This is a genomic window from Hirschia maritima DSM 19733, from assembly GCF_000378345.1.
Taxonomy (GTDB): domain Bacteria; phylum Pseudomonadota; class Alphaproteobacteria; order Caulobacterales; family Hyphomonadaceae; genus Hirschia; species Hirschia maritima.
This window is the reverse complement of record NZ_KB899545.1, coordinates 1-25,361: the sequence shown is the minus strand read 5'-3', so window position 1 is coordinate 25,361 and position 25,361 is coordinate 1. Positions and strand designations below refer to the sequence as shown.

Here is a 25,361-nt window from a genome sequence, read left to right as displayed (position 1 = left end):
CTTTTCTATAAAATTTTGTCCAGACTCATTTTTGAACAAATGATCAGTCTTCAAGGAGTGATGTATTTGGATAATCCAACCTGTTTACGTAAGTCCGGCCAAGAGGGAGCAACTGGACTCCCCATATTATAAACCCACGGCCACTCCCCTGGGTGGTCTTGGAGGGCGTCAATATGTGCCGCTGCCAATTTGTATTGCCCAGCACGATACAAAGCACACCCTAAATTATTGTGAGCGAACCATATTGCTGCTTCATCTTTTTGCGAGGACTTATTCGCTATCATTTCGTCATTGAATTTTTGATTTGCCTGCACAATTTTTTCAACGACCTGACTTTGTGTGAAGTAAAAATCAGTTTTTAGATCTTTTTCTTCATCCTCTTCTCTAAATACCTCCCAAAGCCAATTCTCTATCTGGGCACGTGCAATCAATGACAATCTTGAGGGATGGATTTCTTTTTGTCTTTCTACAGCAGCGACGTACCCATACATTGTTTCAAGATCACCGTGCCATTTGGGGCTGAGCGCCTGCATAGCAAAACACAAGCCTTCCATGGGCGGGTCTTTCAACTGTAACAATTTCCGTGCTGATGGCTCAATCTCAACTGAATAATCATCACCCAATCCGGTTGCGGCACGTATAAAATAAGAATACGCAACCGAATTTTCTGGCTGAAGCTCAATTGATTGCAAAAGGTTGTTATACGCTTTGACCAAATTATTGAAGAAAGGCTCCCATCTTTCATCGTCAACTTCGTTTCCACGACCAAACCCTCGATGCCTCCAAGCCCACATAACTTGAACAGCACCCAATATTGTATACGCAAACGGTGTATCGGGAAATTTTCCTACAATAACATCAAGTTCGCTATTGTTCCCTATAGACTGAAGAAGCGAAAATTGGCTATTGTTAGAGAGATTCGCGAGTAAATCAGATAATTTACTCCACTCTCCCTTGTTCCAATATAGGAGTGCTTCATCCAACTTGGGATGCCAATCTATGGGCTTTAACTCAGGTCGCTTTCCACGATTAAAAAGACCAAACATGTCTCCCCCCCAAAAAAAATAACTATATCTCTGACAAAACCTTGCCCGGGTTCATTCGGTAATCAGGATCTAACGCCTTTTTGATTGCACGAAGCATATCCAACTCAACATCAGAAACACGCTCAGCCAATTCATCTCTTTTCATTGTTCCGATACCATGCTCAGCAGAAATAGAGCCATTCATTTCACACACAAGATCATGAATTGCTTCAGTTAGTTCTGAACCAAAATTCTCGCCAAACTGAACATCATTCATTCCCTCAGGTGGAGCAACATTATAGTGCATATTACCATCCCCAACATGACCAAAAGAAATGATATTTGCCTGAGGCGCAATTTTATAAACTCTTTCATTTGCGCGTTCGATAAACTCGGGAAGCAAAGAAACTGGCACCGACACATCATGTTTTACTGCTTTGCCGAAAGCCTTTTCAGCTAATGGCAAAGTTTCTCTAACTTTCCAGATTTCAAAGGCTTGAGCTTCACTTTCCGCTAAAACACCGTCAGTGACCAATTCTGCTTCCATAGATTTTTCAAGCAGAGTTTCCATGACCTCTCTTGCCCCCTCTTCACGAGGGAAAGAGATCTCCATTAGAATATACCACGGCGATTTAGCATCAGGGTGCGGATTCCTCGCATCAGGAATTTGTTCCATTACAAAGTCCACACCAATTTTTGGCATCAGTTCAAAACTGGACACAGCACCACCTGTTTCAGCTTTCGCCATAGCAAGAAGTTCAACTGCTTTTGCAGGGCTTTCGACACACAGCCAAGATACCATCTTAACTGCGGGTGCAGGCAACATTTTCAATGTCGCTGCCGTGATGACCCCCAAAGTACCTTCTGCACCGATAAATAGTTGTTTCAAATCATACGCAGTATTGTCTTTACGAAGAGCGGTTAATCCATCCCAAACACGCCCGTCCGGCATGACAACTTCCAGCCCCAACACAAGATCTCGCATCATACCGTATTTGACCACAGCCACACCACCAGCATTGGTTGAAATTAACCCACCGATTTGTGCTTCACCTTCAGCTCCCAATGATAATGGAAATAAACGCCCTTCTTTTGCGACCAGCTCTTGTAACTCCGCGAGGATTATACCTGCCTCTACAGTTACAGAATCATTGAGCGGATCGACGTTTCTAACACCACGGAGTCTTTTGGTACTGAGCAAAACCTCTCCGTCAGGAAGCCCTCCCATCACAAGCCCGGTATTCCCCCCCTGAGGTGTTACAGATACGCCATATTCAGAACACAGCGCCATAAATTGAGAAACTTGCTCAACATTTGCTGGACGCGCAACAAACGGAGCATCGCCTTTCATTCTTCCACGCCAATCCGAAAGATAACTATCCATATCCGCAATATCATCAATAAACCCTGCTGGGCCTAGGATCTCTTTTGCGCGTTGTAAAAATTTTGATGTAATATTGTTTTGTGACACTGTTTAACTCATAGGCGTGTTTGCAGAAGGACAAGTACTTACATTACGTTGAATACTTGTAGTCGTAAAAACGCCTTCTACGCCACCCCAAAAAGTATAGCCATCACCATTTCTGCTAACCCGAAAACAACTTGTATGGCTGTAAGCATCCGTTTCATATAAAAAACAGGCTTTACCATCCTCGCGAACTTCCAGTTTCCCAACCATTTCCAGTCCGCTAAAACTATAGACGGTCAGACCATTTGGCTGAATGCACTCACTCCACTGCTCCTTGGTCTGTGCAGTTTCCCCTTCCATCCATACACCAAAGAGTTCTGCTCGCGCTTCATCAGCGGACAAAATCGTTGATCCATTTTTAGAGATGCTTTGTGCATAAGAGGACACCCCGACGCTAAGCATGAATCCCACAATAGCCAAACACAACAATGGTTTTAGAGAAAATTTGTTCATTAATTTACTACGCCGCTACAAACCTTGGCTGATCTACCATGACATACGTGAAGGTCAAATTAGTTATCAATAGCCTCATCTGTTGGAAATCTTCTTAGTCAGAGATAGTATATTTCTCGCAGACAACATAATGCTACCATTTTCTATGGTAAGAATGTATCTGCGACTTATTTATGGCGAATAGCAATGAAGTGTTTCAACAATTCACACATTAAAACAGCATTTGTGATGCTTGTGTTCATTGCGAGCTCAGCTAGCGCATTTGCGCAACAAGGATCAGCGGACGCCAACCTCACATTGAGAAGAGATCTAGCTGGAATCTTGGGTGAAGTGCATTACATCCGTACTCTCTGTAATGGTAACAAAGACCAATATTGGCGAAATTATATGAGAGATTTTCTAAAGCATGAAGCATCCTCAAAACAACGAAAATCTCTTTTTACAAAAGCTTTCAATCAAGGTTACAAACACAGACGCAACCACCTAAGTCGTTGTGATCTAAACGCTGCTCAATTGGAAATGTCTCTCGCATCAAAAGGCCGAAAGATCGCTGAAGCAATTGCCGTTCAATACATGAACTAAAGCAAACTAAGTTTTAAGATATACCATTTTGATTGTGCAGTTTTACTGGTGTTTACTAAAAATATGAAACAATACTAGGGACATCCCTAGTGGATATACTTGACGAAATCCCACAACTACATATGCTAAGAAAAGTTAACACGTGACGTAGAGTTGTTTTATATAATTTTACGAAACGAAAAATAGAGCTTGCAGTGTTAACTTTGTACGAATAACGCGTATCCGAAAATAGTGGAAGGATTTTAAAGCAACGTAAGTGGCACAGGATAGCTCATATTCTAAAGACAACTATGCTCAAGACCGTTCTAATAAAGAACAGGTAAACTTCCTCTTGCGATATCTTTTCAAAAAATCTCGCATTGTTCCAAGCTCTTCTAAAGACCACTCAAAAATTACCGATGCATACTTCGTCCTATTGTTGGCTTTGTCTTCAATCTTTAGCGCGATAATTGCTTTCAATTTTGAGAATGTTCCTCTCTCTTGTAAGCAGGTAATGGCTTTCAGCGCATTAGTGAATTCCGCTTGTGCTTTGTCATTAATTCGTTGGCCCACCGCCGCTTGGCCAGCCCCGATAGCCATTCTGATAACTTTATATTCTATTGCGGAAACAGCATTTCATTGTGCTGGTCAGATCACCTACTCAGCTTCTTTTCTATTCCCAATATTGCTGACGATTGTGATGGCTAACTCGAAATTGAGACTGTTTATGGGGCTGATTTCGACGGTGATCACTTTCATTGTGATTTCTATTTGTGTGACTGGATATTGGGGTACTCCAACAACACTCCCCCCTAAAGACTATGCTTATCTGAGTTTTCTCATTCTTTGCATCAATCTCGTACATGTCGGCGCAATCACGTTGACGTTCAAAACAAGTCAGAAAATTCAGAATAATCTGCTGGCCTCACAGAAAGAAAAACTCATCAATGTAAGTCAGGAAAGACGCAATTTTCTTGCAATGGCCAGTCACGAACTAAGAACACCAATGAATGCAATAATTGGTTCTATCGAAATATTGGAATCTTCAGCAGACTCCAAATCCAAAACTGGCATGATGGACATGATACGCGATGCAGCGAGAGAACTATCCAATCAATTGGATGATCTTCTTGACATGTCAAACATTGAAAACAATCAACTTAAACTTTCACCTACGCCTACAAGCATTTTGGAACTAGTTCAGCGGTCCATTTTATTATGGAAAGGTCATGCTGATGATAAGGAGCTGTATATTAGTCTAAACCATGATGAACAGTGCAGTGCTGATATCATGATTGACCCAGCGCGCACACAACAAATCATCAACAACCTTTTATCCAACGCTATTCAATCAACTGCCAAAGGTGGAGTTATAATAGATGTGAGATGTTCTTCTCCGTCAGCGGGAAACAAAGCTCTTGTAAGATTGCTTGTGTCTGATTCTAGCCCGGGCATAAAATCGGAATTGCGGCAGAAACTATTTGCACCAGATAATAAAACTCCATCCATCGAATTTTCATCCCTAAAGCGCTTTGGGCTCCATGTTTCTCGTCTAATAGCTCAAAAAATGAATGGAGACATTGAACTTCTAGAACGCCCTGCTCCCGGTGCACATTTCCTTTTTACATTTGAGGCACCATTTGCGGAACCAATCGAAAACAACGAGAAACAACTGATTACCGCAGGAAAACGCAGAGTATTATGTGTCGATGACCATCCTGCAAATTTGAGAATATTGAATGTCCTACTTTCCGAGCAAGGATTCAACGTCGATGTCGCAATGAATGGTGAGCAAGCGATAAAACTTTGCAGCTCACACCGCTCATATGACGCAATCCTTGTAGATATTATGATGCCGGGAATTAGTGGTGTTGAAACGACTAAAATCATCAGGAAACTAGATTCCGACAATGCAGATATCCCGATCCTCGCCGTTACAGCAAACGTAGCTCCAGAACAAATAGAACAATACTATAAAGCTGGAATATGCGGCGTTGTTTCAAAGCCCATTGAAACGCGAAACCTGATGGCCGCGTTAAGCACTGTTCTTATTCGTTTTGAGAAAAAGAACCAACGAAAGAAACAGAATACTCCCCAATCAATCGCCAATGCAGAAAGCTGACCCAGTAACCTGCTACAATCTAGGGGGGATGTATTGGAACAGGCACTGGATCTGCTGTGCCACAGCGTTCTGGGGATAACGGCACAGCAAGGAGATATCGCCGCAACGTAAAACACGCCAAGACAATTCCCGTATTACAAATGTAGTATCACATTAAGGCAATTCAAGGACATCAAGCCAAGGGCTGAATATCTACACGATCACAATTGCGTGTTTGAATTATTTTCATCCATTCAAGGCAAAACAATCTGGCGTTCTCACACAATACATCCTAAATGCAGCATATGAGCAATCCTATCCATCTCGATAACCGTGTTGTCCTCTGTGTAGACGGAGCCGACTCGGCCACTTTCCTAAATGGTCTTCTCACAAACACTATTGTTGATCTAAAAAATGATCAGCTCGGTTATGGAGCTCTCCTAACACCGCAAGGCAAAATAATTTGCGATATCATCTTGCAGAGAACGGAAACTGGCTTTCTCCTTGATGTTCCAATTCAAGCGGATGAAGCGCTGCTTAAACGCCTAAAAATGTTCAAATTAAAAGCAAATGTCGAAATATCTCTTCGTGATGACCTAGCCGTGTATGCCTTTGTAAATGATGGCTTAAGTGACCCTCGCCATCCCAATATGCCTAAAAGGATGATTTCCGAAAAAGGGCTATACGAAGACACTTCATGCAAAACTTATCATGTAGAACGAACAAAACTTGGCATAGCTGAACAAGGCAAAGATTTTGGCGAAAATGAAGTTTTTCCAGCTGACGTCAATATGGATATAAATGATGGCATAGATTTCAAAAAAGGTTGTTTCATTGGCCAAGAAGTCGTTTCTCGTATGAAAAGAAGAGGAACCGCGAGAAGGCGTACCCTCTCCTTTCATTTTCCTAATGGCGCTCCGCAGGCTGGAACCCCACTTGAAATTGAAGGAAAAACAATAGGCGAAGTCAGCTCTTCGACGTCAGATTATGCACTTGCGAAATTGAGAATTGACCGCCTTGCAAAAGCTCAATCTACGGGAAAACCTGAGATTACAGCAAATGGTAAAAAAGCTGAATTAATTTCACCTAATTGGCTTGCAGAACAGATGGAAGCTGTGACATCTTCCTGATAAACAAATCAGGAACATCCCCATGTCGAAATCTAATGCGGAAAATGAAATTTACTGTGGCTGGGCACCGCTCGATGATGCGCTATATCGAGACTATCATGATACGGAATGGGGTGTTCCAGAATATGATAGCCGTGCTTTATGGGAGAAATTCCAATTAGATGGTCATCAGGCTGGGTTATCTTGGATCACTATCTTACGCAAACGCGACACCATGCGAGAAGAATTTGACGGATTTGATCCCGAAAAAATTGCGCTTTGGGATGACAAGCGGGTCGAAAAGGCTTTGCAAAATCCGGGTATTATACGCAGCCCTAAGAAAATAGCCGCAACTATCGGAAATGCGCAAATCTATCTGGACATGTTGGCGAAAGGAGAAACTTTCGCTGATTATCTATGGAACTTTGTCGATGGCAAACCAATCATCAACAATTGGCAAAGCTGGCGAGATGCTCCCGCAAAAACGCCACTTTCTGAAGCTATCTCAAAAGATATGAAAAAACGTGGCTTTAAATTTTGTGGACCTGTCATTGTCTACGCTGCAATGCAAGCAGTTGGAATGGTCAATGATCATGAGATAAATTGCCCTCGCCATAAGGAAGTTCAGGAATTTTATCGATGAAAAAGCTCTTTTGTTCAGTTGCACTTTGCTTCTCATTATCTGCTTGTGTCTCCACAACAGATCAACCACCACCCAACGCCACATCAACTGTTGAAAGCTTGGGCGACCGCAATGAGCACATAAATTGCGGCGCAATTCCCGATGAAAGTCAGCGTTACGCAAATTCTAATTGTGGTGAGCCCCTACCAAGCGCCCCAAAAGATAAAAAGGATCAATGGGAAGACAAGAAAAAAGAGCTAGATCAAAGCTAACAACCTTTCAAAGTCCCCTCATCGAAGGCAGTCATATGCAAAAAATCACACTCCCAAAGCACGCTGCCATTGGCATTTTTGTTCTCAGCCTATCTGGGTGCGCATCTGCAGATAAGCAATCAATGCAAAATAAAAACGATGCAGCTATCGCTAAATGCTTTAAAACTTATGACAATTGGCCCAGCAGAAGACTTGAATGCATAAACAAGATTAGAGGAATTGAAGATCCTCAAGACATTCCAGCCAATAAAGAAGAAAGTGCTCCAAGCTAGCTAAAATGAAAACGGAGATGATATTGCTATCATCTCCGCTCTTCATCACCCTATCCGCCTTAAGCGGGAGTTTTTCTATTCTTGTGACTCATCGCCGAGAATATCACCCCAAAGGGCATCGGGACTTGTCTTGTAGACTTCAAAAAGCGCAGTCAAAACTGCTCCTCCTAAAATCACCCACAATACAGCAGGTTGCTGAATTGCTTCCACCATCATTTGTATCATTTTTGTCTCTCTCTAACGGAGCCAGATCAATATGACACAAGGGCCTTAAGAAACTCTGAGTCGAATCAGGAATATGGTAAACAACCAAGGTTTTTCTGGTAACTTTCAGAGCTAAATTGACAGTTTTTGGATTTTTTCTCAAATTTTTTGCGAGATTTTTATGACAACACGACCTTCATTGGTAACTATGACCAAACCTACAGTTTCTAAAAACGGAGCCGAACTAGGTTTGAAAAAAGATCTTGCTTCTTCAACAAAGAAACAATCAAAAGCGCCGGCTCGCGCCTGGCAAAGGATGCTTTCTGGTCGCAGGCTTGATCTACTAAACCCTTCACCGCTTGATATCGAAATTGAAGATATCGCTCATGGCCTCGCGCGAGTTGCTCGTTGGAATGGTCAAACAATTGGTGATCACGCGTTCTCTGTCGCTCAACACAGTGTCATTGTCGAAGGTGTTTGCAGCGCATTATCTCCCAACATGCCCGTGGAAGAGAAACTCATCGCACTCTTGCACGATGCTCCAGAGTACGTGATTGGTGACATGATATCTCCATTCAAAGCGATTTTAGGCCAAAGCTATAAAGAGATTGAAACAAGGCTCGAGCATGCAATCCATATGCGCTTTGGCCTGCCTGCTGCTATCCCTTCAAAATTGAAGAAAGCTATAAAGAAAGCAGACCTCATTTGCGCATATTATGAAGCCATAGATTTAGCCGGCTTTGATGAAGCAGAAGCAAAGAAACTCTTTGTTGAGCCGCCTGAAGGGATGCTAGCAGACGTTACTCCACTGCCCATTCCTCAAGCGCAAACTCTATTCCTTGATCGTTTCAACGTCCTATTGCAAGAATTAGATCAGAAGAATCAAGAACGCTAATTCTCTCGTTTCAATTCACAAGGTGTTTGCAAACCCGTGTCCAACTCACAACCAATTATGGTCGGTCTTTCAGCCGTTGTTGTAGCAGCGGATGCACTTTCTCCATTTGCACTGGTGACTCGTCTTAGAGAAGGAAGGTCTGGATTACCTTTTGGAGCATTCGATCCTGCAAACCACCGCACCATGGAGCAAGGTCTTAGAGACTGGGTCCATACGCAAACTGGTTTTGAACCAGGTTACGTTGAGCAACTCTACACTTTTGCCGATCACGGCCGTGAACTCCCTAAAGCAGACATGGCCAACGCTCCCGACAATGCGCGCATCATATCTGTTGGATATTTGGGGCTCACCCCACAAAGAACAGAAATTGATGGTGCTTTCGATGCCGTCTGGCGCGATTGGTATAGGTTTTTCCCTTGGGAAGACCACCGCAATGGGCCTCCCCTTGTCATCGAAGAGGAAATCAAACCCGCCCTATATGAGTGGGCTGATGATAATCTCAATCGCAGAGAACGCGTAAAACTCGCTTTTGGTTTTGAGGATGCGCTTTGGATCGAAGAACGCGTTCTGGAGCGATACGAATTGCTTTACGAAGCTGGTTTGGCGGCTGAATCAGTAAGAGACGGCACTAGCTGCAATTCCGCCCCGGTTTCAGGGCAATCTATGATTTCTGACCACCGACGTATTCTTGCAACCGCGATCTCCCGTTTACGCGGAAAAATAAAATATCGGCCTGTTATCTTTGAGCTAACTTCCGATAAATTCACCCTCTTTGAACTTCAGCAAACCGTTGAGTCTCTACTTGGAAGAACCTTACACAAACAAAACTTCAGACGCTCAATAGAAAAATCAGAACTCGTAGAAGGCCTTGGTGAATACGAAACCACAACTGGTGGCCGCCCTGCCGAGTTCTTTCGATGTCGCCGAGAAACCCTTCGTAAAACAATCGCATCAGGCATCGCCACACCACACAAAAAGCGAGATATCTAACTGCTACAAAATCATAGCTCTCGCTTTTACAGCGAGAGCTATTTTGCTTAATTGCAATTTATTCAGGTGTTATGGGCGGGATCAATGAAGTCACCCCCCACGCCATATGGTCACCTGTTGAAGTCAACGGGCGAGGCGGCCCTGCATCTCCAAACTCTTCGCCAAAGTAGAATTCCATTGCGTCGGTCAAATTGTATGGCCAACCATCCCCCTCACCATAAAATGTAGGATTGTTGACTTCATCTGTATTATAAGGCCAAGATCGGTTGGTATTGTAGTTATACAATTTACGCACAGCTTCCACCAATCGAGGACGCACGCAATCCCCAGGATAGAAGCAATGGTCTACCAGGTTTTGACCAGTTTCATTGTAAATCAAATGGATTGTTCCCATTAATGGCGACAATGAAAAATTCGTGTACCACAATCCTCTTTCACCGGTATCTTTCCGCGTATACTCAATGTTATGCCGACCAAGTGTAGCGGCATGACCTGAAATTTGATGCGTGATAGTGCTTGGGATAATGCTAATAATCTCTCCCAAGTCTCGTTCCAAATAGACTAATGCATTTGACTTTCCAAACATCCCCCAGTTCTTTCTGTTATTTCCACTGTGGACGTTATTATACTGCCCCTGTATCTCATTATCAGTAGAGGGAATATAATAGTTGGAAACCCAGTCCGCAAAGGCACTTCGATCGGAAGCATACCAACCATTATAATCTTTTAAGATATTGGCTGCCATTAGCAATCCCACACCTTTTACGCACATTACAAGATGTGCTTGATTATTAGTTGCTCCCCTATTTTCCTGAGCCCATTCGTTCATAACTGAAACTGCTCGACTTGCGTAAGCGTTATCTCCCGTCATCAACCAATAAACTGCTGAAAAATATGCTGTATTCCCACTATTATCAACAAGCTCTGACTGCTGTCTAGACAGCTCCGGATTGTCATAGAAGGGTTCGATATTCAACTCTTGAGGAATGCTTCCATTTCCATTTGCTAACCATTTGGAATAAGAATCATCTGCCACACTTTTTACTTCAGCAAGAGCAGCCTGTCCCGCAGACGTAGAAAGATTTGCAAGAGCCTGCTGCACTTCGGCGGCCGAATGGATGCCATAATTTTGTCCACTCGGTGGCGGCGGCGGAGGTGGCGGCGGCGGAGGTGGCGGCGGCGGAGGTGGCGGCGGCGGAGGTGGTGGCGGAGGTGGTGGTGGCTGACCACCAGACCAACCATCTGACAGCACAACCTCATCCATGAAGTAAGTGAGACCGCTCGCACCATTTGCTTTGATACCCACTGCGCGGAAACTAGATATATTCAAAGCTCCCAAATCGATCTCTATCTGGTGCCATTGATCCGCTGCAAGATCAACTAATCCTGAAATAGTATTTCCATTGGCACGCCAATGAGATTGATTATTACTGCCCAATAATATGGTCGAATATGCAGCTCCATGGCTCAAAGATATTTGACCATTTCCATTTACTGGCTTGTAAAGCCAAAAGCTCATATAACGTTGATCTGTATTAACCTCACGAACAAAAGCTAAACCTTTAGTATTCCAAGAGGGAAGCACCATCTTAATTGATGAAACACTCCCATTGTATGTTGGGTCACCATTCGCAGATACTGTTGAATTATTCCAATAACCCGCATTACCCATAGGTGTATCATTGAACAAAACTGTTGTTGAGCCAGGCAATGGAGGTGGAGGAATAATAGGCTCAGGTGTGTCACTCTCAATTAATTGAATATTGTCAATAATCGCCCCCCTACCATCTTGAGATTGCGAAGACAATTCTTGAATTGTTAGCTCATCTTGAGCTCCTGTGCCGGTCACAGAGAATGTATATGTTACCCAATTGGAAGTCGGAACGAACTCCCCGACTTTTGCATTATTCCACAATATCTCGACACTCTGGGAAGACGAATCTGTTCCAGGCCTTAAACGAGCATCTAAGCTAATAGTGTATGATGCATCATTGTTAGTTTGAACATTTTGATACAAACCATCTCTATTGCTTAAAACATCCAACTCAATATTTTGGCTACCATCTGTTGGCTCAATTCCGGCCATGGCGTGATCCCATAACTCAATTTGACCACCAGATATCGCTGACCAACCAGTCAATGAAGTTACCGGGTCCCATTCTCCATACCCAATATCATCATATTCAAATGAGCCATTGTACAACAGGTTATCACTGGATGGCGGTGGCGGTGGTGGAGCCGGTTGCCCACCTGACCAATCATCCGATAACACTACTTCATCCATGAAATAGCTTAGCCCACTTGTTCCATTTGCTTTCACACCAATTGCTCGAAAACTGGATATATTTAGTGCCTCTAAATCAACTTCTATTTGATGCCATTGATTTGCTGCAAGATCGGCCAAGCCTGAAACAGTACTGCCATTCGCACGCCAGTGAGGCTGATTATCGCTACCTAACAATATGGTTGTGTAGTTAGAGCCATGACTAAGAGATATATGACCATTGCCATTTGTAGGTTTGTAGAGCCAAAAGCTGAGAATTCGTTGATCTGTATTAACATCCCGAACAAAAGCTAAACCTTTAGTATCCCAAGAAGGAAGCACCATTTTAATTGATGAAACACTCCCATTGTATGTTGGGTCACCACTCGCAGATACTGTTGAATTATTCCAATACCCTGCATTACCCATAGGTGTGTCATTAAACAATATTGCATCAGCAGATGCAGAACTTAATAAAGTGGAGCCTGCAACTAAAGAAAAAACAGCTGAAGCTCGAAGAAAATTACAAAAAATAGGACTGATATTCATCGCCCCCCCCCCAAATAAAAATTAAACCTATACAGATATTAACTATAGATCTTGCAACAAGCAATCCCCAGCCCTCCCCCTTTTCCCTTGCTTTTTAAGATGAAATTGTATAAGGACTTATGCTCAAATTGGGTAAAAGCCCCAGAATTATCCGGATACTGCCTCCTAAATATATATGGCACATCTTGAAAAATGCTGATGCACACCCATATAATACTCATATTGAGTAAAAGGTTCCATTAAGTCATGACACACCGTCATCATCTATGGAGCCCTTCAGAATAAAGGGGCTGGAAATGGCACGTATTATTGATGCAGGAAATGTTTGTGAGCTTCCAAATTTGGATGCCCGCCAAGCCAACCCGTCTGAAGCGCGCGGTTTGATGTATAATGATGAAGTAAAAGAAGCAGTAGATCACTTATATGATGATGTGAAAGATTTCATCACACCGATGGAATGGCCTACATTAGCTCCCCTCATCCACGCTATAAACAAGTTAAAAAAAGAAAGAAATGCTGTCGTTCTTGCACATAATTATATGACAGCGGATATTTTCAATTTAGTGGGCGACTTTCGTGGCGATAGTCTCCAGCTTGCCCGTGAAGCAGCAGAAGTAGATGCAGATGTAATCGTTCAAGGCGGTGTGCATTTCATGGCAGAGACATCAAAAATTCTAGCACCTGAGAAGACAGTGCTAATTCCTGACCTCCGCGCTGGATGTTCTCTAGCCTCGTCAATCACCGCTGAAGATATTCGTTTGATAAAGGCGAAGTACCCTGGCGTGCCTGTTGTGACTTATGTGAACACCTCAGCTGCCGTGAAAGCTGAAACTGACATTTGCTGTACTTCATCTAATGCTGTTCAAGTTGTTGAACAGGCAGCAAAAGATTGGAACACTGACACTGTAATTCTTATGCCGGACCAATATTTGGCAAAGAATGTGGCAGCAAACACCGACATCAAAGTCATTACATGGGCTGGTGCATGTGAGGTACATGAGCTGTTCACTGGTCAAGATGTGAAAGATCTCCGTGAAGCACACCCAGGCGTAGTAGTTCTTGCTCATCCTGAATGTCCACCAGATGTGCTAACTGAAGCAGACTATGCAGGATCAACATCTGGTCTTGCGAACTATGTTAAAACCAATTCTCCAAACAAAGTCTTGTTGCTTACCGAATGCTCAATGAGCGACAATGTAGCAGCAGAAAATCCAGATGTAGAATTTGTGAAGCCGTGTAATTTATGCCCACACATGAAACGCATCACGGTCGAAAACATTTATGATTGTCTCGTCAACATGGAGCACGAGGTAGAGATCGAAGAAGATGTGCGCATTCGCGCAAAATCCGCAATCAATGCAATGTTGGCTCTTCCTAAAATGGAAACACCACCGGACTTCAAAACAGGATTGGTTCCAGTAGAAATTGTAGTTGAATCACGCGAAGTAGCAATCGAACCTGCCGAATAATTACAGCTCTATTCTTTCAGCAGCGGCAGAAACATGATCTCATCATAGTGCCGCCGCTTTTATAAAGCAGGCTTAACGATAGATGTTGTAATGCGTTTTATTCAAGAGTGTGAAGTCATGACAAATCAGTCATCAAAATTCAGTGTCACTAAGGCAATCGGAACTTGGGCTCTGCTAGGTGGGTTGAGCCTTTCAATGGTCTCTTTCGCAGATGATGCCGTCAATACAAATGCGAACATTGCTGGTTCTTGGGTGTTTGAAACAGGTCGTTACAATGGCAATCGTTGCCACCTCACCGGCAGAATGACGATTCAACCCACAGACAATTCCAACCAATTTACTTGCGAATTCACCACCTTTGAGCGCTGTCCTGGGCAATATGGTGAAGTTGAACAAGTGTGCTCTATTATGGTGGAAGGCAATGAAGCAGCTTTTGTGTCCAAAATAGAGCGTATCGCAAAACAAACACCGCGCCCATACGGATACGCTCCTGATGATTGGCGTCTAAAAATTCAATCCAACAACGAAATGACCGGCACTTTAGAAAGCGCAAGTCGCGCCTACGTCCTGTTCCGACGTGATTCAGCGCCGACCTCATAGATATTCATGACTTCACACACATCTACCAATTCACAATCCATTTCCTCAGAAGTTGACATTCTTATTGTTGGCGCGGGTTTAGCAGGATTATTCCTAGCTCTAAAACTTGCCCCTCGAAAATGTACTGTGATCTCTCCTGCTCCTTTGGGAACAGCGGCGTCATCTGCATGGGCACAAGGTGGACTGGCTGCCGCACTTCACCCTGCAGACAGCGTTGCTCTACACGCAAAGGATACTGTCGCTGCCGGCGGACACTTGGTAGAACCTGTAGTGGCTAGTCTGATCGCGTCTCATGGCCCAGAACGTGTGAGAGATTTATTGGAGCTTGGTGTTCCATTCGATCGTACTGAGAATGGTGCCCTCGCCCTCTCTCTTGAAGCAGCACATTCTCATCCGCGCGTTGCCCGTGTCGCTGGTGATCTCGCGGGTGCTGCGATAATGGAAGCGTTGGTGAACGCAGCTCGCGCCGCTGAACACATCACTTTAGTTGAAGGCGTAAAAGCCATTTCTCTATTGCAAGATCAGCACGGTCGAATTGGCGGTATAGTTGCTCAAAACATCGAGGACGAAACAACCTTTCGAATGCCCGCAAAGGAAACTGTGCTTTGTGCAGGCGGATCGGGCGGCTTGTTTCAAGTCACCACTAATCCCCGTTCTTCACGGGGAGATGCAATTGCCATGGCCTACGAATGCGGCGCCCTGATTGCTGACCCAGAGTTTGTACAATTCCACCCAACCGCGATCGATGTTGACCGCGATCCTGCACCATTAGCTACCGAAGCATTGCGCGGCGAAGGCGCTGTTTTACGCGATGCTAAAGGGCGGCGTTTCATGTATGATTACAATGAAGCTGGAGAATTAGCCCCTCGTGACGAAGTAGCTCGTGCCATTCATGCAGAGCGTATTGCTGGCCGCGGTGCTTTTCTAGATACGATTGAAGCAGTTGGAGATGAGTTCCCGCACCATTTCCCGACTGTTTTTGCCGCTTGTGAGGCTGCTGGCATTGATCCTCGCCGCGACCACATTCCCGTGGCACCAGCTGCGCACTATCATATGGGCGGCGTTGTTTCCGATATTTGGGGCCGCACAACCTTGGACGGGTTGTCTGTCTGCGGCGAGAGCTCCTCCACCGGCGCACATGGGGCAAATCGTTTGGCCTCCAACTCCTTGCTGGAAGCCGTTGTATTTGCTGATCGCATAGCAACCCGACTTCGCGAAGAAAAATTACACTCCACTAGCGGCCTGTTGTTTGGTGAACCACCGATTGATCTGTCCCCTGCCGATCTATCTGAATTAAGGGTCTTAATGGCCAATCATGCAGGTGTTTCGCGCAATGAAGAAGGCCTAACTCTTCTCTGCAATTGGATTGAAACCAAAGAAGATATACGCGGCGGTGCCCGCGCACTAACGGTTAGCCGAATGATCGCTCGAGCAGCGCTTGAACGGAAAGAAAGTCGCGGCGGACACTATCGGACAGACTATCCTCAAGAAGACATTCCTGCTCGTACTTATGTGAGCAAAAACGACGATCTAAAACCTATTATTACGCGTGTTGAGATGGACTCGACAGCTGATGCCAAATCAGCCTAGCGCCAACTTATCGTACATTACACAAGGCCCGCATCAATGAGCACTCTGCCAATCCCACCACTTCCAGATGTGATTATCGAACCTTTGGTGCGCCTTGCACTCAGCGAAGATTTAGGCCGCGCTGGCGACATAACCACTGATGTGACTATTCCTGCTGACACCCAAATGGTAGCAACCGTGAATGCACGCGAACCCGGAATCGCTGCTGGCTATGACGCTGCAAGATTAGCAGCCAGAATTGTTGATCCCAATCTGGAATGGGAACCTCTCCACAATGAAGGCACCCCGTTTGAAGAAGGTGCTGAGCTCATCCGCTTAAGAGGTTTGGCACGTTCCATTTTGACAGCCGAACGCATGATTTTGAACTTTATCGGCCCTCTATCAGGTGTCGCGACGCTGACTGGAAAATTTGTTACAGAAGTAAAGCACACAAAAGCGCGTATAGTTTGTACTCGCAAAACCACACCAGGCTTTCGTGCTTTGGAAAAGCGCGCCGTGAGATTGGGGGGCGGTGTTAACCATCGCCTTGGTTTAGATGATGCCATTCTCATCAAAGACAATCACATCGCTGCAGCTGGCAGCATTCAAGCGGTTTTAGAACGCGCAAAAGCCTCTGTAGGCCACCTTTGTTCTATTGAAATTGAAGTTGATACACTGGATCAATTACAAGAAGCACTTCCGTTTAAGCCCACGGCTGTATTGCTCGATAACATGAAGCCAACGATGCTGGCAGAAGCTGTTTCGATGATTGGTGGCTCTTGTAAAGCTGAAGCTTCAGGAGGCGTAAACCTGAAAACAGTGAAAGCTATCGCTGAAAGTGGTGTTGATTTTATATCTGTGGGAGCTCTCACCCACTCTGCGGTCAATCTGGACGTTGGATTAGATTACAACGGATAATTTTTCTTTTTTAAAACACTTAGATTGATTTTCTATCAGCAGCACGATCTTATTAATCTTGCCTACTGCTTGGATCATAGAAACTGATGCAAGTTTGGAGTTGAAGATGAGCTTTCAGTTGCAACAGTTATAAATGGCTAGACAAATTTAAACCTGTCTAGTTTTCCCTTTACTTAAATAAAACGAAGTATTTTTGAACACCTCACCTATTACTAGAAAAACAATTAACTAAAAGCACAAATAATACTATTATTACATTAAATTTAGTGCGCTACACTATAAACAAAATACCAATTAACATAATTTACTCTTTCTTTCTTATGATTTCCATTGTAACTATCTCACCCTAAATTGAATATTAACACTTGCTTAACACTTCTGGTATGCCTGCTCATAGGTAAAGGCAATTTTGAAATTAAGCGTCGTGGTTTGGGTTGGGGCATGTCAGAAATTGTAACAAATGACATAATTAATTATGCTGGAACAAAGTCGGATTTTTCCAAAAAATCCAGCTTTCTTGGTTCGATTACACGAATGCGTTTTCAGCTTCTGTCTGGAATGCTCATCGCAATTATTGCTCCTGCAATAGCACGAGGACAACTCGAGCGATTTGTTGATCAACTGGCAAGTTACGACAATTCCATAATCGGAACTACTCTAGCTTTTCTCCTAAGTTTTTTCTTTTTTCAAAAGATCACTTCTTTTCCTGGAATTAGACAAACACAATACATTCTTCCGGCTTTTGCAGCAGGCTATCTGATTGTTATTGTTTTATTCTTTTTCTTACGACTTGAATACAGCCGCTACCAGTTTCTAGCTAGCTTCTCCATGACATCCGCATGGTTTTTCTTTCTTTTCATAGTTTCGCGCAGTTCAAACAAGATTAAGCTAGCTGTCATTCCCGGCGGACAAGTTGGACTTATAGAAGATATTAAATTTGTTGAGCTAACCCATTTAAAGTCTCCAAACGACAGCGTAAAAAATATTCCAATTGTGGTGGATATGAACAATGCTCTCTCTCCAGAATGGGAGAAATTCATAACGGAACGCTCTTTAGCAGGGCAATCTGTCTATCACGTCAAGCAAGTGACTGAATCTCTATCCGGCCGAGCGCGTGTAGATAAAATGTCAGAAAACAAGTTTGGATCTCTTACACCAACAACGGTGTATGCTCCTGCCAAATTCTACATCGATTGGCTGGGAGCTGTAACTGCTTTTGTTTTCTTGCTACCTCTACTCACTGCAGTTGCTATTGCAATCCGGCTAGAAAGCAAAGGCCCAGCGATATTCAAGCAACAACGCATGGGTTTCAGAGGAAAGCCATTCACTATATACAAATTTAGGTCAATGCGGGTTCAAGATCCCAATACAATCGATCGCAATAGTGAAATGACACAAAGTGATGACGATCGTATCACGCGCGTAGGCCGCTTTATAAGAAAAAACCGTATAGATGAACTACCTCAGATTTTAAACATTTTACGAGGTGAGATGAGTTGGATTGGACCGCGCCCAGAAGCGCTTAAGCTTTCGCAATGGTATGACGAAAAACTCCCTTATTATCAATTCAGACACTTTGTCCGTCCTGGGATCACCGGTTGGGCACAAGTAAATCAGGGACATGTCACTAGCTTAGAAGATGCAGAAGTTAAATTACAATACGACTTTTTTTATGTTAGAAATCTGTCTCTATGGTTAGATATCCTAGTGTTTCTAAAAACCACGCAAGTTGTCCTTACTGGAAATGGTGCCAAGTAGTTAGCCCCAAGATTACTATCTTTATTTTCGCGCTCGTAAATCGAAAGCTATTGTAGGAATTCAAATAGATAGACCTTCCTATGTTAACACGCTTATTCAACTCAAGATTTATTAGAGACGCTCAAAAGCTCGTTTCCGGCGCGGTGATAGCGCAATTAATCGCACTACTGATCTCCCCTGTTTTAACGAGACTTTTCACCCCGCAAGATTTCGGCGTATTTTCATTACTGCTTTCTGCCATTGCAATTACGACTGTATTTTCTTCGCTTAGACTTGATCTAGTAATCCCTAAAGTTGAATCACGCCTCAAAGCTATCAACATGTTCCAAGGCATTGTTATTTTATCAATCTTTGTAGCTGTAATTGCATTGATTATTATTGCGCTGTTCAAGACCCAAATAAGCAACACAACCGAAACACTCAAACACGCAGAATCGACCCTATTTGTTTTTCCGCTTCTAATTATTGCAAATGGTATATTTCTTGGAATTCGGGCCTATTCCATCAGGGAGGGCCGATTTGATAAATTAGGCAAAGCACAAATTCTCAAAGCTTGCGCAATGGCAGTTTTTTGGCTGGCTATTGGCTTTGTTATTCACCAATCTCCTCCTGGATTGATACTGGCTGGCGGTCATGCGCTCGGGCAATTTCTGTTCTTATTTTACCTGCTCTGCTATACTAGCCCAGCTGAATCCAAACGTTTGTCTCACTTCGAAAAATCAAAAATCAGCGCTGCAATTCAATCTGAACAATCGCTAATTTCATCGGTTGCAGCTTCACAACTAATTTCAGCAATACACCAAAGATTGCCGATGATATGCATTGCAATTCTCTTTGATCCAGTATTTGCGGGATACTATGCTCTTGCAGAGCGCGTCGTGACCTCACCTGCTCAAATGGCTTGCCTGGCAATTGCGGATGTATTTCGCCAACGCGCCGCAAAAATGCACAATTCACAACAGAGCTTTGTCTCACTCCAAACTAAAACCATAATGCTAGCAGCTGGATTGGCCATTCCAGTATTTTCTGCAGCAGTTATTATAGTTCCTCAAAATATTGGCTTCTTATTTGGTTCAGAATGGCAAGCAGCGACATCCACAATCGCAATCGTTCTCGTTAGTTCAGGTTGCGCATTCGTTTCAGAGACAATTTCAGGAACGGCTGTAATCCTCAATGCAAAAAAATACATTTTAGCGTGGCATACCTTTAGACTTCTCTCAATCAGCAGTGTTTGCCTTTATGCATTTATCACTAACGCTGGATACGAAACATTCATAATCCTCATCGCCATATGCAAAATTCTGGCATATGTAATAGATGCTATAGCAATGACGCGGATATCCCGATCGCACTCATACGCTGCGAAAGAAATATAAAATCGCAATGAACACATCTTCACCAAACACAAAAGCTGACCGTCTTCTCGCTGCGATGGATGAATTAAAATCCCCCCCTCCAAGCGAGAAAAAAACATTTTCTTTGACCATCCTAATTTCCTTTTTGAGTTTTGTGGCGCTTTATCCTGTATTTTTTGTTTATCATTCGGGGATAAACGCATTAGGTATCAATAGCTTTCTCGGCGGTTTCTACGGGCCAATAGCTGCGCTCACTAGCATTTTATCTATACTATTCTTGTTTCCGGCAAAGCACTTGAAAAAAGCTCGTTCAGCTTGGATTGTATACACATTTTATGCTTACATCTTTTTAGCAATTTTAGTGATTGTTTATAATCAATTGATTTCTGTCGATTATTATATCGAACAGGCTGTTAAACAAGCAGTATATGGCCTCATTTTATTGTATGCCAATTTTACAATCGGTTGTCACATGATGTCAGATGATACATCAAATGAATCAAATCGATTGAAACTGCTTTGGTTGTTGCTAGGATTAATTACCCTAATTACCTGCGCCAACTTATATATGACTGGTGAAGCAATAATTGCCCCCATTAATGGAGACAATGAAGCCCGCAGAGTAACATATCAAGGCTACAGTAGATCAGTCTTAATGACTTCACTATTTATACTTGCAACTTTAAACAAAAAAGTCCCGATTTTAATTCTGGGAACCCTGACGACAGTTTTGTTGTTTGCAATAGGTGCTAGAGCTGAATTTGTAACATTCGCGTTCGTATTTTTTGCTTACTTTGTTTTTCTAGATGTCAAAATATGGATAACAGCAGGTATTCTTTTAAGCTTTCTCTGTATTGTAACTTTTTGGGAAGAAATACTTAATTATCTAATATTGTCTTACCCTAATTTCAGAGTCCTTACTCTGTTAGAGTTAAATGAAAATTCCTCATATTTACTTCGCGAAGCAATGAATAAATTTGCAATAAAACAAATTTTAGAAAACCCAATTTGGGGGCAATTTGGAGGTCACTTTGAATTTGGAGAGCACGCACCCGTTTGGTATCATGGAGATTACACCTCATCTGGATCTTATGCTCATAATGCTTTGTCCGTTTGGGTAAACTATGGCATTATCAACTTCACACTCTTTATCGTGCTGTCGGTCGGCTCAATAATAACCTCTGCTCACGGTGTGTTCATAAAAAAATACAATTCTACCATTTGGAAACTAGCCTTCTTAATGTCTACCTCTTCATTTATTTTGGTAGCAACGACAAAAGCGGGGGTATTTTTTCCTCAAATTGGACTCGCTTGGGGACTCGTCGTTTGTGCCTTAAATTCTTCCTCCCCCAAAGCCAAAAAACCGATACCTTAATTTTATCAGATTTTGCAACGGCTCTAATGTGAGGATGGATTATTTTCATTTACTTTAATATCAAACTTAGCCTACCACAATGAATTTCATAACTTTTTGGCTATAAAAACAAGTAAACATAACTTCACTCTATGCCTTGCAACTAGCTCACCCTACTTCATATCTGATTTTATAACTGTCTGTAAAAACACGCCCAATTCTTTACCCAAAGCTCCATAAGTATAGTTCTCTGAAACAGCAACTACTCCTAGCCTCCCCATTTCTTTAAGCTTTTCATTTCCCATTTCCGAGAATTCAATCAACTGTTGGGCAACACCTTCGATAGATACTTCAGCTGATATTGTAACTCCACTCCCGACGTCAGTTATAGGATCATTTCGAGCTGAAGAAATACAAAAGACAGGCCGTCCTGACGCCATATACTCATAAATCTTATTCGCGCCAATGCCATACTTATATAAATTAGAAGAAGGTACAGCTAGAATAAGGGCATCAGCCTTCTGTAACATCGGACGCACTTCGTCTTGCTGAATAGAATCTTCAAATAGAACGAATTCTTCCAAATTGAGTTTTTTGACTTTTTGCTTCAACTCCGCCTTTAACGGACCATCTCCGACAAGGCGCAAAGACAAAGTTTTCTTTTGTTCTAAATTTTCTAGTTTAACATGATTGAATGCATCAATTATCTTATCCAAGTCATTGGAAATTCCATGACTACCTGCATACACAAACACAAATTCTTTTTTTATTTCGGTACTACCGGATTGCGATTGCAACAAATTTTGACTGTCGTAGGCAACACCATTAGGAATATAAATGAAAGGCCCCTGCCTAGGGTAGCCAAGTTCCACAATTCTTTCATTCGCAAATGGCAAATTAGAAACGGCCCCAGCAGCATTTTTATATAAATGCTTTTCCATCAATCTCATGAACCGAATAGCTGGATGAAGCTCTGAATATTTACCCAAATGTATAATAGTATCAGGATGAAGATCTCTAATTTCGAAAACGAACGGGCACCTCATTCGTTTAGCAGCACTTAAAGCAGCTCTTGCCGAAAAAAGAGATGGGCTACTTGCTAAAACAAAATCAGGTAAATTCTCTTTCTGAACTTTAATGAACCTACTAACATATCTATTTAGATAGTATGGAAAAGAACAAAAATTAACCACTCTTTTCCAGTTATTTTTTTGATATGAAGTAGATCTCAAGAAAACACATTCTACTCCATCAACATTTTGAGAGACGGCATATTCTTCTGAAATATCAACTCTAAATTCTTTTGCTTTGTGGTTGAACGCTGAGGCAATTATTTTAACTTCCCAACCCTGTGCGATCAAACTTTTCGCTAATTCAAAATGTCGGCTATACCCATACTCATATGGTGTTCCTGCATCCTGATGAACAATCCATAACCGCATTTTCCCTCCTCCTCTTCCAACGCCTCAAACAAAACGCTCAAACATCGCTTTCTACAAATTCTTATAAATTTTCAGCAATGTTTCCTCTTCATTGCTCCAGTTGTATTTATTAGCAACCGCCCGTTTACCATTCTCCCCCAATTTTTGCGCATATTCTGGATCTGAAATGAGTTTACTTATAGCATCGGCTATTTGCTTTTCATTTGAAGGATCAACGCACAAGCCGCATTCATTACCTTCTACGACCTCTCGCCATAAGGGAAAGTCAGAAGCGATAACCGCCAATCCTGCACTCATATACTCATATAATTTAACCGGCTGTGCATCATAATGGTTCGGAGTTTTCAACAACGTCACTGCTCCTACCATTGATTTACGAAATAGCTCTTTCACTTCCTCGCGGCTCATACGGCCTAAGAAATTTATATTTTTAATTTTTTTCTGACTGACTAGAATTTTTAATTCATCTTCATAAGCGGGTCCCGCAATAGGGCCACCTATTTCAAAAGAAACCGCTTTAGGTAACCATGATTTAGATGAAACTAATTCCGAAATACCGCGAACCTTAGTGACACCACCAATATAACAAACCGTTTGTCCTTTCTTGGCCCAATCAAAATCATCGTCTACCAATTCATCCATGATTGGGAAATTTGAGACTGCCTCACTGGCAACACCTAACTTCCGAAAATGTTCTGCTATGGAGGGGGTCGCCGCAACGACAAAGTCAAGTTTTGTTACTGCATTACTTTCATAAGCTTTGTAGACTGATGAAACCACCCCTCTGAACAATTTAGGAATGTATGATTTGGCCATGATCTGCTTTGACACATTTTCATGTGAGTCAAATACTACCAACTTTCCCATTCGTTTGGCTTTTACACCTGCAGGAATAAGCTCTGGATCATGAAAATGAAGAATATCAGGAGCTAGCTCAAGACTTGCCTCTAATACCTTTTTAGTAGTTGTCCGGCGACGTTCAAACCTATTTTTTGGCTTACCAACATCGACTATTTCTACACCTTCCTTTTTCTCATTTCCCAAGCCATCCGCAACAACAAGCGAAACCTTATAACCAGCTCGAGCTAACGACTGACATTCTTTGACAAATATCCTCGAATCATATCTCGGATGCACCGATGTCATATGTACAATATTCATATTTAACTTAAGTTGATCACGCATTGAAATCAGCTCACCCAGACCTAAATACTTTTAAAATTTGCGCTATTACACTTTAACAATTTTAGTGCCGAATTCTTCGAACAATTCATCCGTGGCATTGCGCGTATCGACGACGAGTTCGACATTTTCACACAGCGCCCTGTAATCCACATTTGAGTGTTTTGTGGCAATAAGCACTGCATCATAGGATTTTAGATTCTCTGGTGAAATTTCGACAGATTTCATCCCTGCAAATTCAGGATGCTCACGCGTTTGCGGCACAACTGGAATGTAAGGATCGTGAAAATCCACATTCGCTCCATATTCCTTGAGTATATTGATCAGCTCAAGTGATGGACTCTCGCGCATGTCATCAATATCTGCTTTGTAGGCCAATCCACACAACAATACATTTGCGCCATTGAGCGCCTTCTTACAACGTGTCGATAGCTCTTCCAGCAAACGACGCACAACATGCTTAGGCATGCGCGTGTTTATTTCACCAGCTAGATTGATGAAGCGGGTCGAAGAACCAAACTCTTTCGCCTTCCAGCTTAGATAGAATGGGTCAATACGAATACAGTGACCACCTACTCCTGGGCCTGGGTAAAAGGCTTGGAAACCAAATGGTTTTGTCTTGGCTGCATCAATAACTTCCCAAACATCGATATCCATGTGATCGAAAATGATTTTCAACTCATTGACCATCGCGATATTGACCCATCGATAGATGTTCTCAACAAGCTTTGTGGCTTCGGCTGTCTTCGTGTTAGATACGAGAACCGTCTGAACGATAATATCATATAGCGCTTTGGCAATTTGGCGCTCAGCTTCGCTATCCGCACCAACGACTTTAGGAATGGTCGATGTCTCAAAATCAGGGTTACCCGGGTCTTCTCGCTCTGGCGAATACGCCATAGCAAAATCTTCACCCGCTTTAAGACCGCT

The 25,361-nt window shown here is 42.8% G+C and carries 23 protein-coding genes; 15 read left to right on the top strand and 8 right to left on the bottom strand.

What is annotated here, in order from left to right:
• Positions 1-50: 50 nt before the first annotated feature.
• The 3 genes from F551_RS0105405 to F551_RS0105395 are packed head-to-tail and all read right to left on the bottom strand — an operon-like array spanning position 51 to position 2,946.
• Complete coding sequence (locus tag F551_RS0105405) at positions 51-1,046, bottom strand: hypothetical protein (RefSeq protein ID WP_018996473.1); 996 nt, start codon at positions 1,044-1,046, stop codon at positions 51-53.
• Positions 1,047-1,068: 22 nt separating this feature from the next.
• Complete coding sequence (locus tag F551_RS0105400; protein WP_018996472.1) at positions 1,069-2,496, bottom strand: FAD-binding oxidoreductase; 1,428 nt, start codon at positions 2,494-2,496, stop codon at positions 1,069-1,071.
• 3 nt (positions 2,497-2,499) lie between these two features.
• A complete protein-coding gene (locus tag F551_RS0105395; protein ID WP_018996471.1) occupies positions 2,500-2,946 on the bottom strand; it encodes a hypothetical protein in 447 nt (148 codons plus the stop codon).
• A gap of 186 nt (positions 2,947-3,132) precedes the next feature.
• Between F551_RS0105395 and F551_RS0105390 the strand changes: the two genes are divergently transcribed.
• From F551_RS0105390 to F551_RS0105365, 6 genes are all read left to right on the top strand, one after another.
• Positions 3,133-3,528, top strand: coding sequence for a TIGR02301 family protein (locus tag F551_RS0105390; protein ID WP_018996470.1), 396 nt, complete (start codon positions 3,133-3,135; stop codon positions 3,526-3,528).
• Between the two features lie 256 nt (positions 3,529-3,784).
• Positions 3,785-5,629, top strand: a complete 1,845-nt coding sequence (locus F551_RS0105385; protein ID WP_018996469.1) for a response regulator — start codon at positions 3,785-3,787, stop codon at positions 5,627-5,629.
• Between the two features lie 284 nt (positions 5,630-5,913).
• Positions 5,914-6,738: a CAF17-like 4Fe-4S cluster assembly/insertion protein YgfZ gene (gene ygfZ / locus F551_RS0105380; protein WP_018996468.1), complete on the top strand. Its 825-nt coding sequence runs from the start codon at positions 5,914-5,916 to the stop codon at positions 6,736-6,738.
• Positions 6,739-6,760: 22 nt separating this feature from the next.
• Positions 6,761-7,360: a DNA-3-methyladenine glycosylase I gene (locus F551_RS0105375; RefSeq protein WP_018996467.1), complete on the top strand. Its 600-nt coding sequence runs from the start codon at positions 6,761-6,763 to the stop codon at positions 7,358-7,360.
• Positions 7,357-7,611 carry a hypothetical protein gene (locus F551_RS0105370; RefSeq protein WP_018996466.1) on the top strand — a complete coding sequence of 85 codons (255 nt, stop codon included), beginning with the start codon at positions 7,357-7,359 and terminating at the stop codon, positions 7,609-7,611. The genes F551_RS0105375 and F551_RS0105370 overlap by 4 nt, the downstream gene beginning before the upstream one ends.
• Positions 7,612-7,646: 35 nt before the next feature.
• A complete protein-coding gene (locus F551_RS0105365; RefSeq protein ID WP_018996465.1) occupies positions 7,647-7,883 on the top strand; it encodes a hypothetical protein in 237 nt (78 codons plus the stop codon).
• Positions 7,884-7,958: 75 nt separating this feature from the next.
• On the opposite strand, the gene F551_RS17430 is transcribed toward F551_RS0105365, so the two are convergent.
• Complete coding sequence (locus tag F551_RS17430; protein ID WP_018996464.1) at positions 7,959-8,108, bottom strand: hypothetical protein; 150 nt, start codon at positions 8,106-8,108, stop codon at positions 7,959-7,961.
• Between the two features lie 160 nt (positions 8,109-8,268).
• Between F551_RS17430 and F551_RS0105355 the strand changes: the two genes are divergently transcribed.
• Together F551_RS0105355 and F551_RS0105350 are read left to right on the top strand one after the other, a co-directional pair.
• Entirely contained in the window at positions 8,269-8,982 is a 714-nt protein-coding gene (locus tag F551_RS0105355; protein ID WP_018996463.1) for a YfbR-like 5'-deoxynucleotidase, read from the top strand.
• Between the two features lie 57 nt (positions 8,983-9,039).
• Complete coding sequence (locus F551_RS0105350; RefSeq protein ID WP_018996462.1) at positions 9,040-9,972, top strand: NUDIX hydrolase; 933 nt, start codon at positions 9,040-9,042, stop codon at positions 9,970-9,972.
• Between the two features lie 58 nt (positions 9,973-10,030).
• Here the strand turns inward: F551_RS0105350 and F551_RS17095 are convergent, their stop codons facing one another.
• A complete protein-coding gene (locus F551_RS17095) occupies positions 10,031-12,784 on the bottom strand; it encodes an alginate lyase family protein (RefSeq protein WP_018996461.1) in 2,754 nt (917 codons plus the stop codon).
• 296 nt (positions 12,785-13,080) lie between these two features.
• On the opposite strand from F551_RS17095, the gene nadA reads away from it, so the two are divergent.
• The 7 genes from nadA to F551_RS0105310 all read left to right on the top strand — a co-directional run bounded on the left by nadA (position 13,081) and on the right by F551_RS0105310 (position 21,828).
• Positions 13,081-14,253 (top strand): quinolinate synthase NadA, encoded by a 1,173-nt coding sequence (gene nadA, locus F551_RS0105340; protein WP_018996460.1) that lies wholly within the window; start codon positions 13,081-13,083, stop codon positions 14,251-14,253.
• A gap of 117 nt (positions 14,254-14,370) precedes the next feature.
• Complete coding sequence (locus F551_RS0105335) at positions 14,371-14,853, top strand: hypothetical protein (protein ID WP_018996459.1); 483 nt, start codon at positions 14,371-14,373, stop codon at positions 14,851-14,853.
• A 6-nt stretch (positions 14,854-14,859) separates the two neighbouring features.
• Positions 14,860-16,443, top strand: a complete 1,584-nt coding sequence (locus tag F551_RS0105330) for an L-aspartate oxidase (RefSeq protein ID WP_018996458.1) — start codon at positions 14,860-14,862, stop codon at positions 16,441-16,443.
• Positions 16,444-16,479: 36 nt separating this feature from the next.
• Positions 16,480-17,340: a carboxylating nicotinate-nucleotide diphosphorylase gene (gene nadC / locus F551_RS0105325; RefSeq protein WP_018996457.1), complete on the top strand. Its 861-nt coding sequence runs from the start codon at positions 16,480-16,482 to the stop codon at positions 17,338-17,340.
• 441 nt (positions 17,341-17,781) lie between these two features.
• Positions 17,782-19,098 (top strand): sugar transferase, encoded by a 1,317-nt coding sequence (locus F551_RS0105320; RefSeq protein WP_018996456.1) that lies wholly within the window; start codon positions 17,782-17,784, stop codon positions 19,096-19,098.
• 80 nt (positions 19,099-19,178) lie between these two features.
• Positions 19,179-20,474, top strand: coding sequence for a lipopolysaccharide biosynthesis protein (locus F551_RS0105315; RefSeq protein WP_018996455.1), 1,296 nt, complete (start codon positions 19,179-19,181; stop codon positions 20,472-20,474).
• A 7-nt stretch (positions 20,475-20,481) separates the two neighbouring features.
• Positions 20,482-21,828 (top strand): O-antigen ligase family protein, encoded by a 1,347-nt coding sequence (locus tag F551_RS0105310; protein WP_018996454.1) that lies wholly within the window; start codon positions 20,482-20,484, stop codon positions 21,826-21,828.
• 152 nt (positions 21,829-21,980) lie between these two features.
• Here F551_RS0105310 and F551_RS0105305 read toward each other — a convergent pair whose 3' ends face one another.
• From F551_RS0105305 to F551_RS16300, 3 genes are all read right to left on the bottom strand, one after another.
• On the bottom strand, positions 21,981-23,249 hold the full coding sequence (locus F551_RS0105305) for a glycosyltransferase family 4 protein (protein WP_018996453.1): 1,269 nt from the start codon (positions 23,247-23,249) through the stop codon (positions 21,981-21,983).
• 51 nt (positions 23,250-23,300) lie between these two features.
• The gene (locus tag F551_RS0105300) at positions 23,301-24,434 is read right to left on the bottom strand and encodes a glycosyltransferase family 4 protein (protein WP_018996452.1); all 1,134 of its coding nucleotides are present in this window, start codon (positions 24,432-24,434) and stop codon (positions 23,301-23,303) included.
• Between the two features lie 45 nt (positions 24,435-24,479).
• Positions 24,480-25,361, bottom strand: an 882-nt coding sequence (locus F551_RS16300; RefSeq protein ID WP_018996451.1) for a nucleotide sugar dehydrogenase, incomplete at its 5' end; no start/stop codon positions are given.

Bases quoted from the DNA above. Each gene is read 5' to 3' on its own strand.
- F551_RS0105405 (WP_018996473.1), bottom strand. From the start codon at position 1,046: ATGTTTGGTCTTTTTAATCGTGGAAAGCGACCTGAGTTAAAGCCCATA.
- F551_RS0105395 (WP_018996471.1), bottom strand. From the start codon at position 2,946: ATGAACAAATTTTCTCTAAAACCATTGTTGTGTTTGGCTATTGTGGGA.
- F551_RS0105390 (WP_018996470.1), top strand. From the start codon at position 3,133: ATGAAGTGTTTCAACAATTCACACATTAAAACAGCATTTGTGATGCTT.
- ygfZ (WP_018996468.1), top strand. From the start codon at position 5,914: ATGAGCAATCCTATCCATCTCGATAACCGTGTTGTCCTCTGTGTAGAC.
- F551_RS0105375 (WP_018996467.1), top strand. From the start codon at position 6,761: ATGTCGAAATCTAATGCGGAAAATGAAATTTACTGTGGCTGGGCACCG.
- F551_RS0105370 (WP_018996466.1), top strand. From the start codon at position 7,357: ATGAAAAAGCTCTTTTGTTCAGTTGCACTTTGCTTCTCATTATCTGCT.
- F551_RS0105365 (WP_018996465.1), top strand. From the start codon at position 7,647: ATGCAAAAAATCACACTCCCAAAGCACGCTGCCATTGGCATTTTTGTT.
- F551_RS17430 (WP_018996464.1), bottom strand. From the start codon at position 8,108: ATGATACAAATGATGGTGGAAGCAATTCAGCAACCTGCTGTATTGTGG.
- F551_RS0105355 (WP_018996463.1), top strand. From the start codon at position 8,269: ATGACAACACGACCTTCATTGGTAACTATGACCAAACCTACAGTTTCT.
- F551_RS0105350 (WP_018996462.1), top strand. From the start codon at position 9,040: ATGGTCGGTCTTTCAGCCGTTGTTGTAGCAGCGGATGCACTTTCTCCA.
- F551_RS17095 (WP_018996461.1), bottom strand. From the start codon at position 12,784: ATGAATATCAGTCCTATTTTTTGTAATTTTCTTCGAGCTTCAGCTGTT.
- nadA (WP_018996460.1), top strand. From the start codon at position 13,081: ATGGCACGTATTATTGATGCAGGAAATGTTTGTGAGCTTCCAAATTTG.
- F551_RS0105335 (WP_018996459.1), top strand. From the start codon at position 14,371: ATGACAAATCAGTCATCAAAATTCAGTGTCACTAAGGCAATCGGAACT.
- F551_RS0105330 (WP_018996458.1), top strand. From the start codon at position 14,860: ATGACTTCACACACATCTACCAATTCACAATCCATTTCCTCAGAAGTT.
- nadC (WP_018996457.1), top strand. From the start codon at position 16,480: ATGAGCACTCTGCCAATCCCACCACTTCCAGATGTGATTATCGAACCT.
- F551_RS0105320 (WP_018996456.1), top strand. From the start codon at position 17,782: ATGTCAGAAATTGTAACAAATGACATAATTAATTATGCTGGAACAAAG.
- F551_RS0105315 (WP_018996455.1), top strand. From the start codon at position 19,179: ATGTTAACACGCTTATTCAACTCAAGATTTATTAGAGACGCTCAAAAG.
- F551_RS0105310 (WP_018996454.1), top strand. From the start codon at position 20,482: ATGAACACATCTTCACCAAACACAAAAGCTGACCGTCTTCTCGCTGCG.
- F551_RS0105305 (WP_018996453.1), bottom strand. From the start codon at position 23,249: ATGCGGTTATGGATTGTTCATCAGGATGCAGGAACACCATATGAGTAT.
- F551_RS0105300 (WP_018996452.1), bottom strand. From the start codon at position 24,434: ATGCGTGATCAACTTAAGTTAAATATGAATATTGTACATATGACATCG.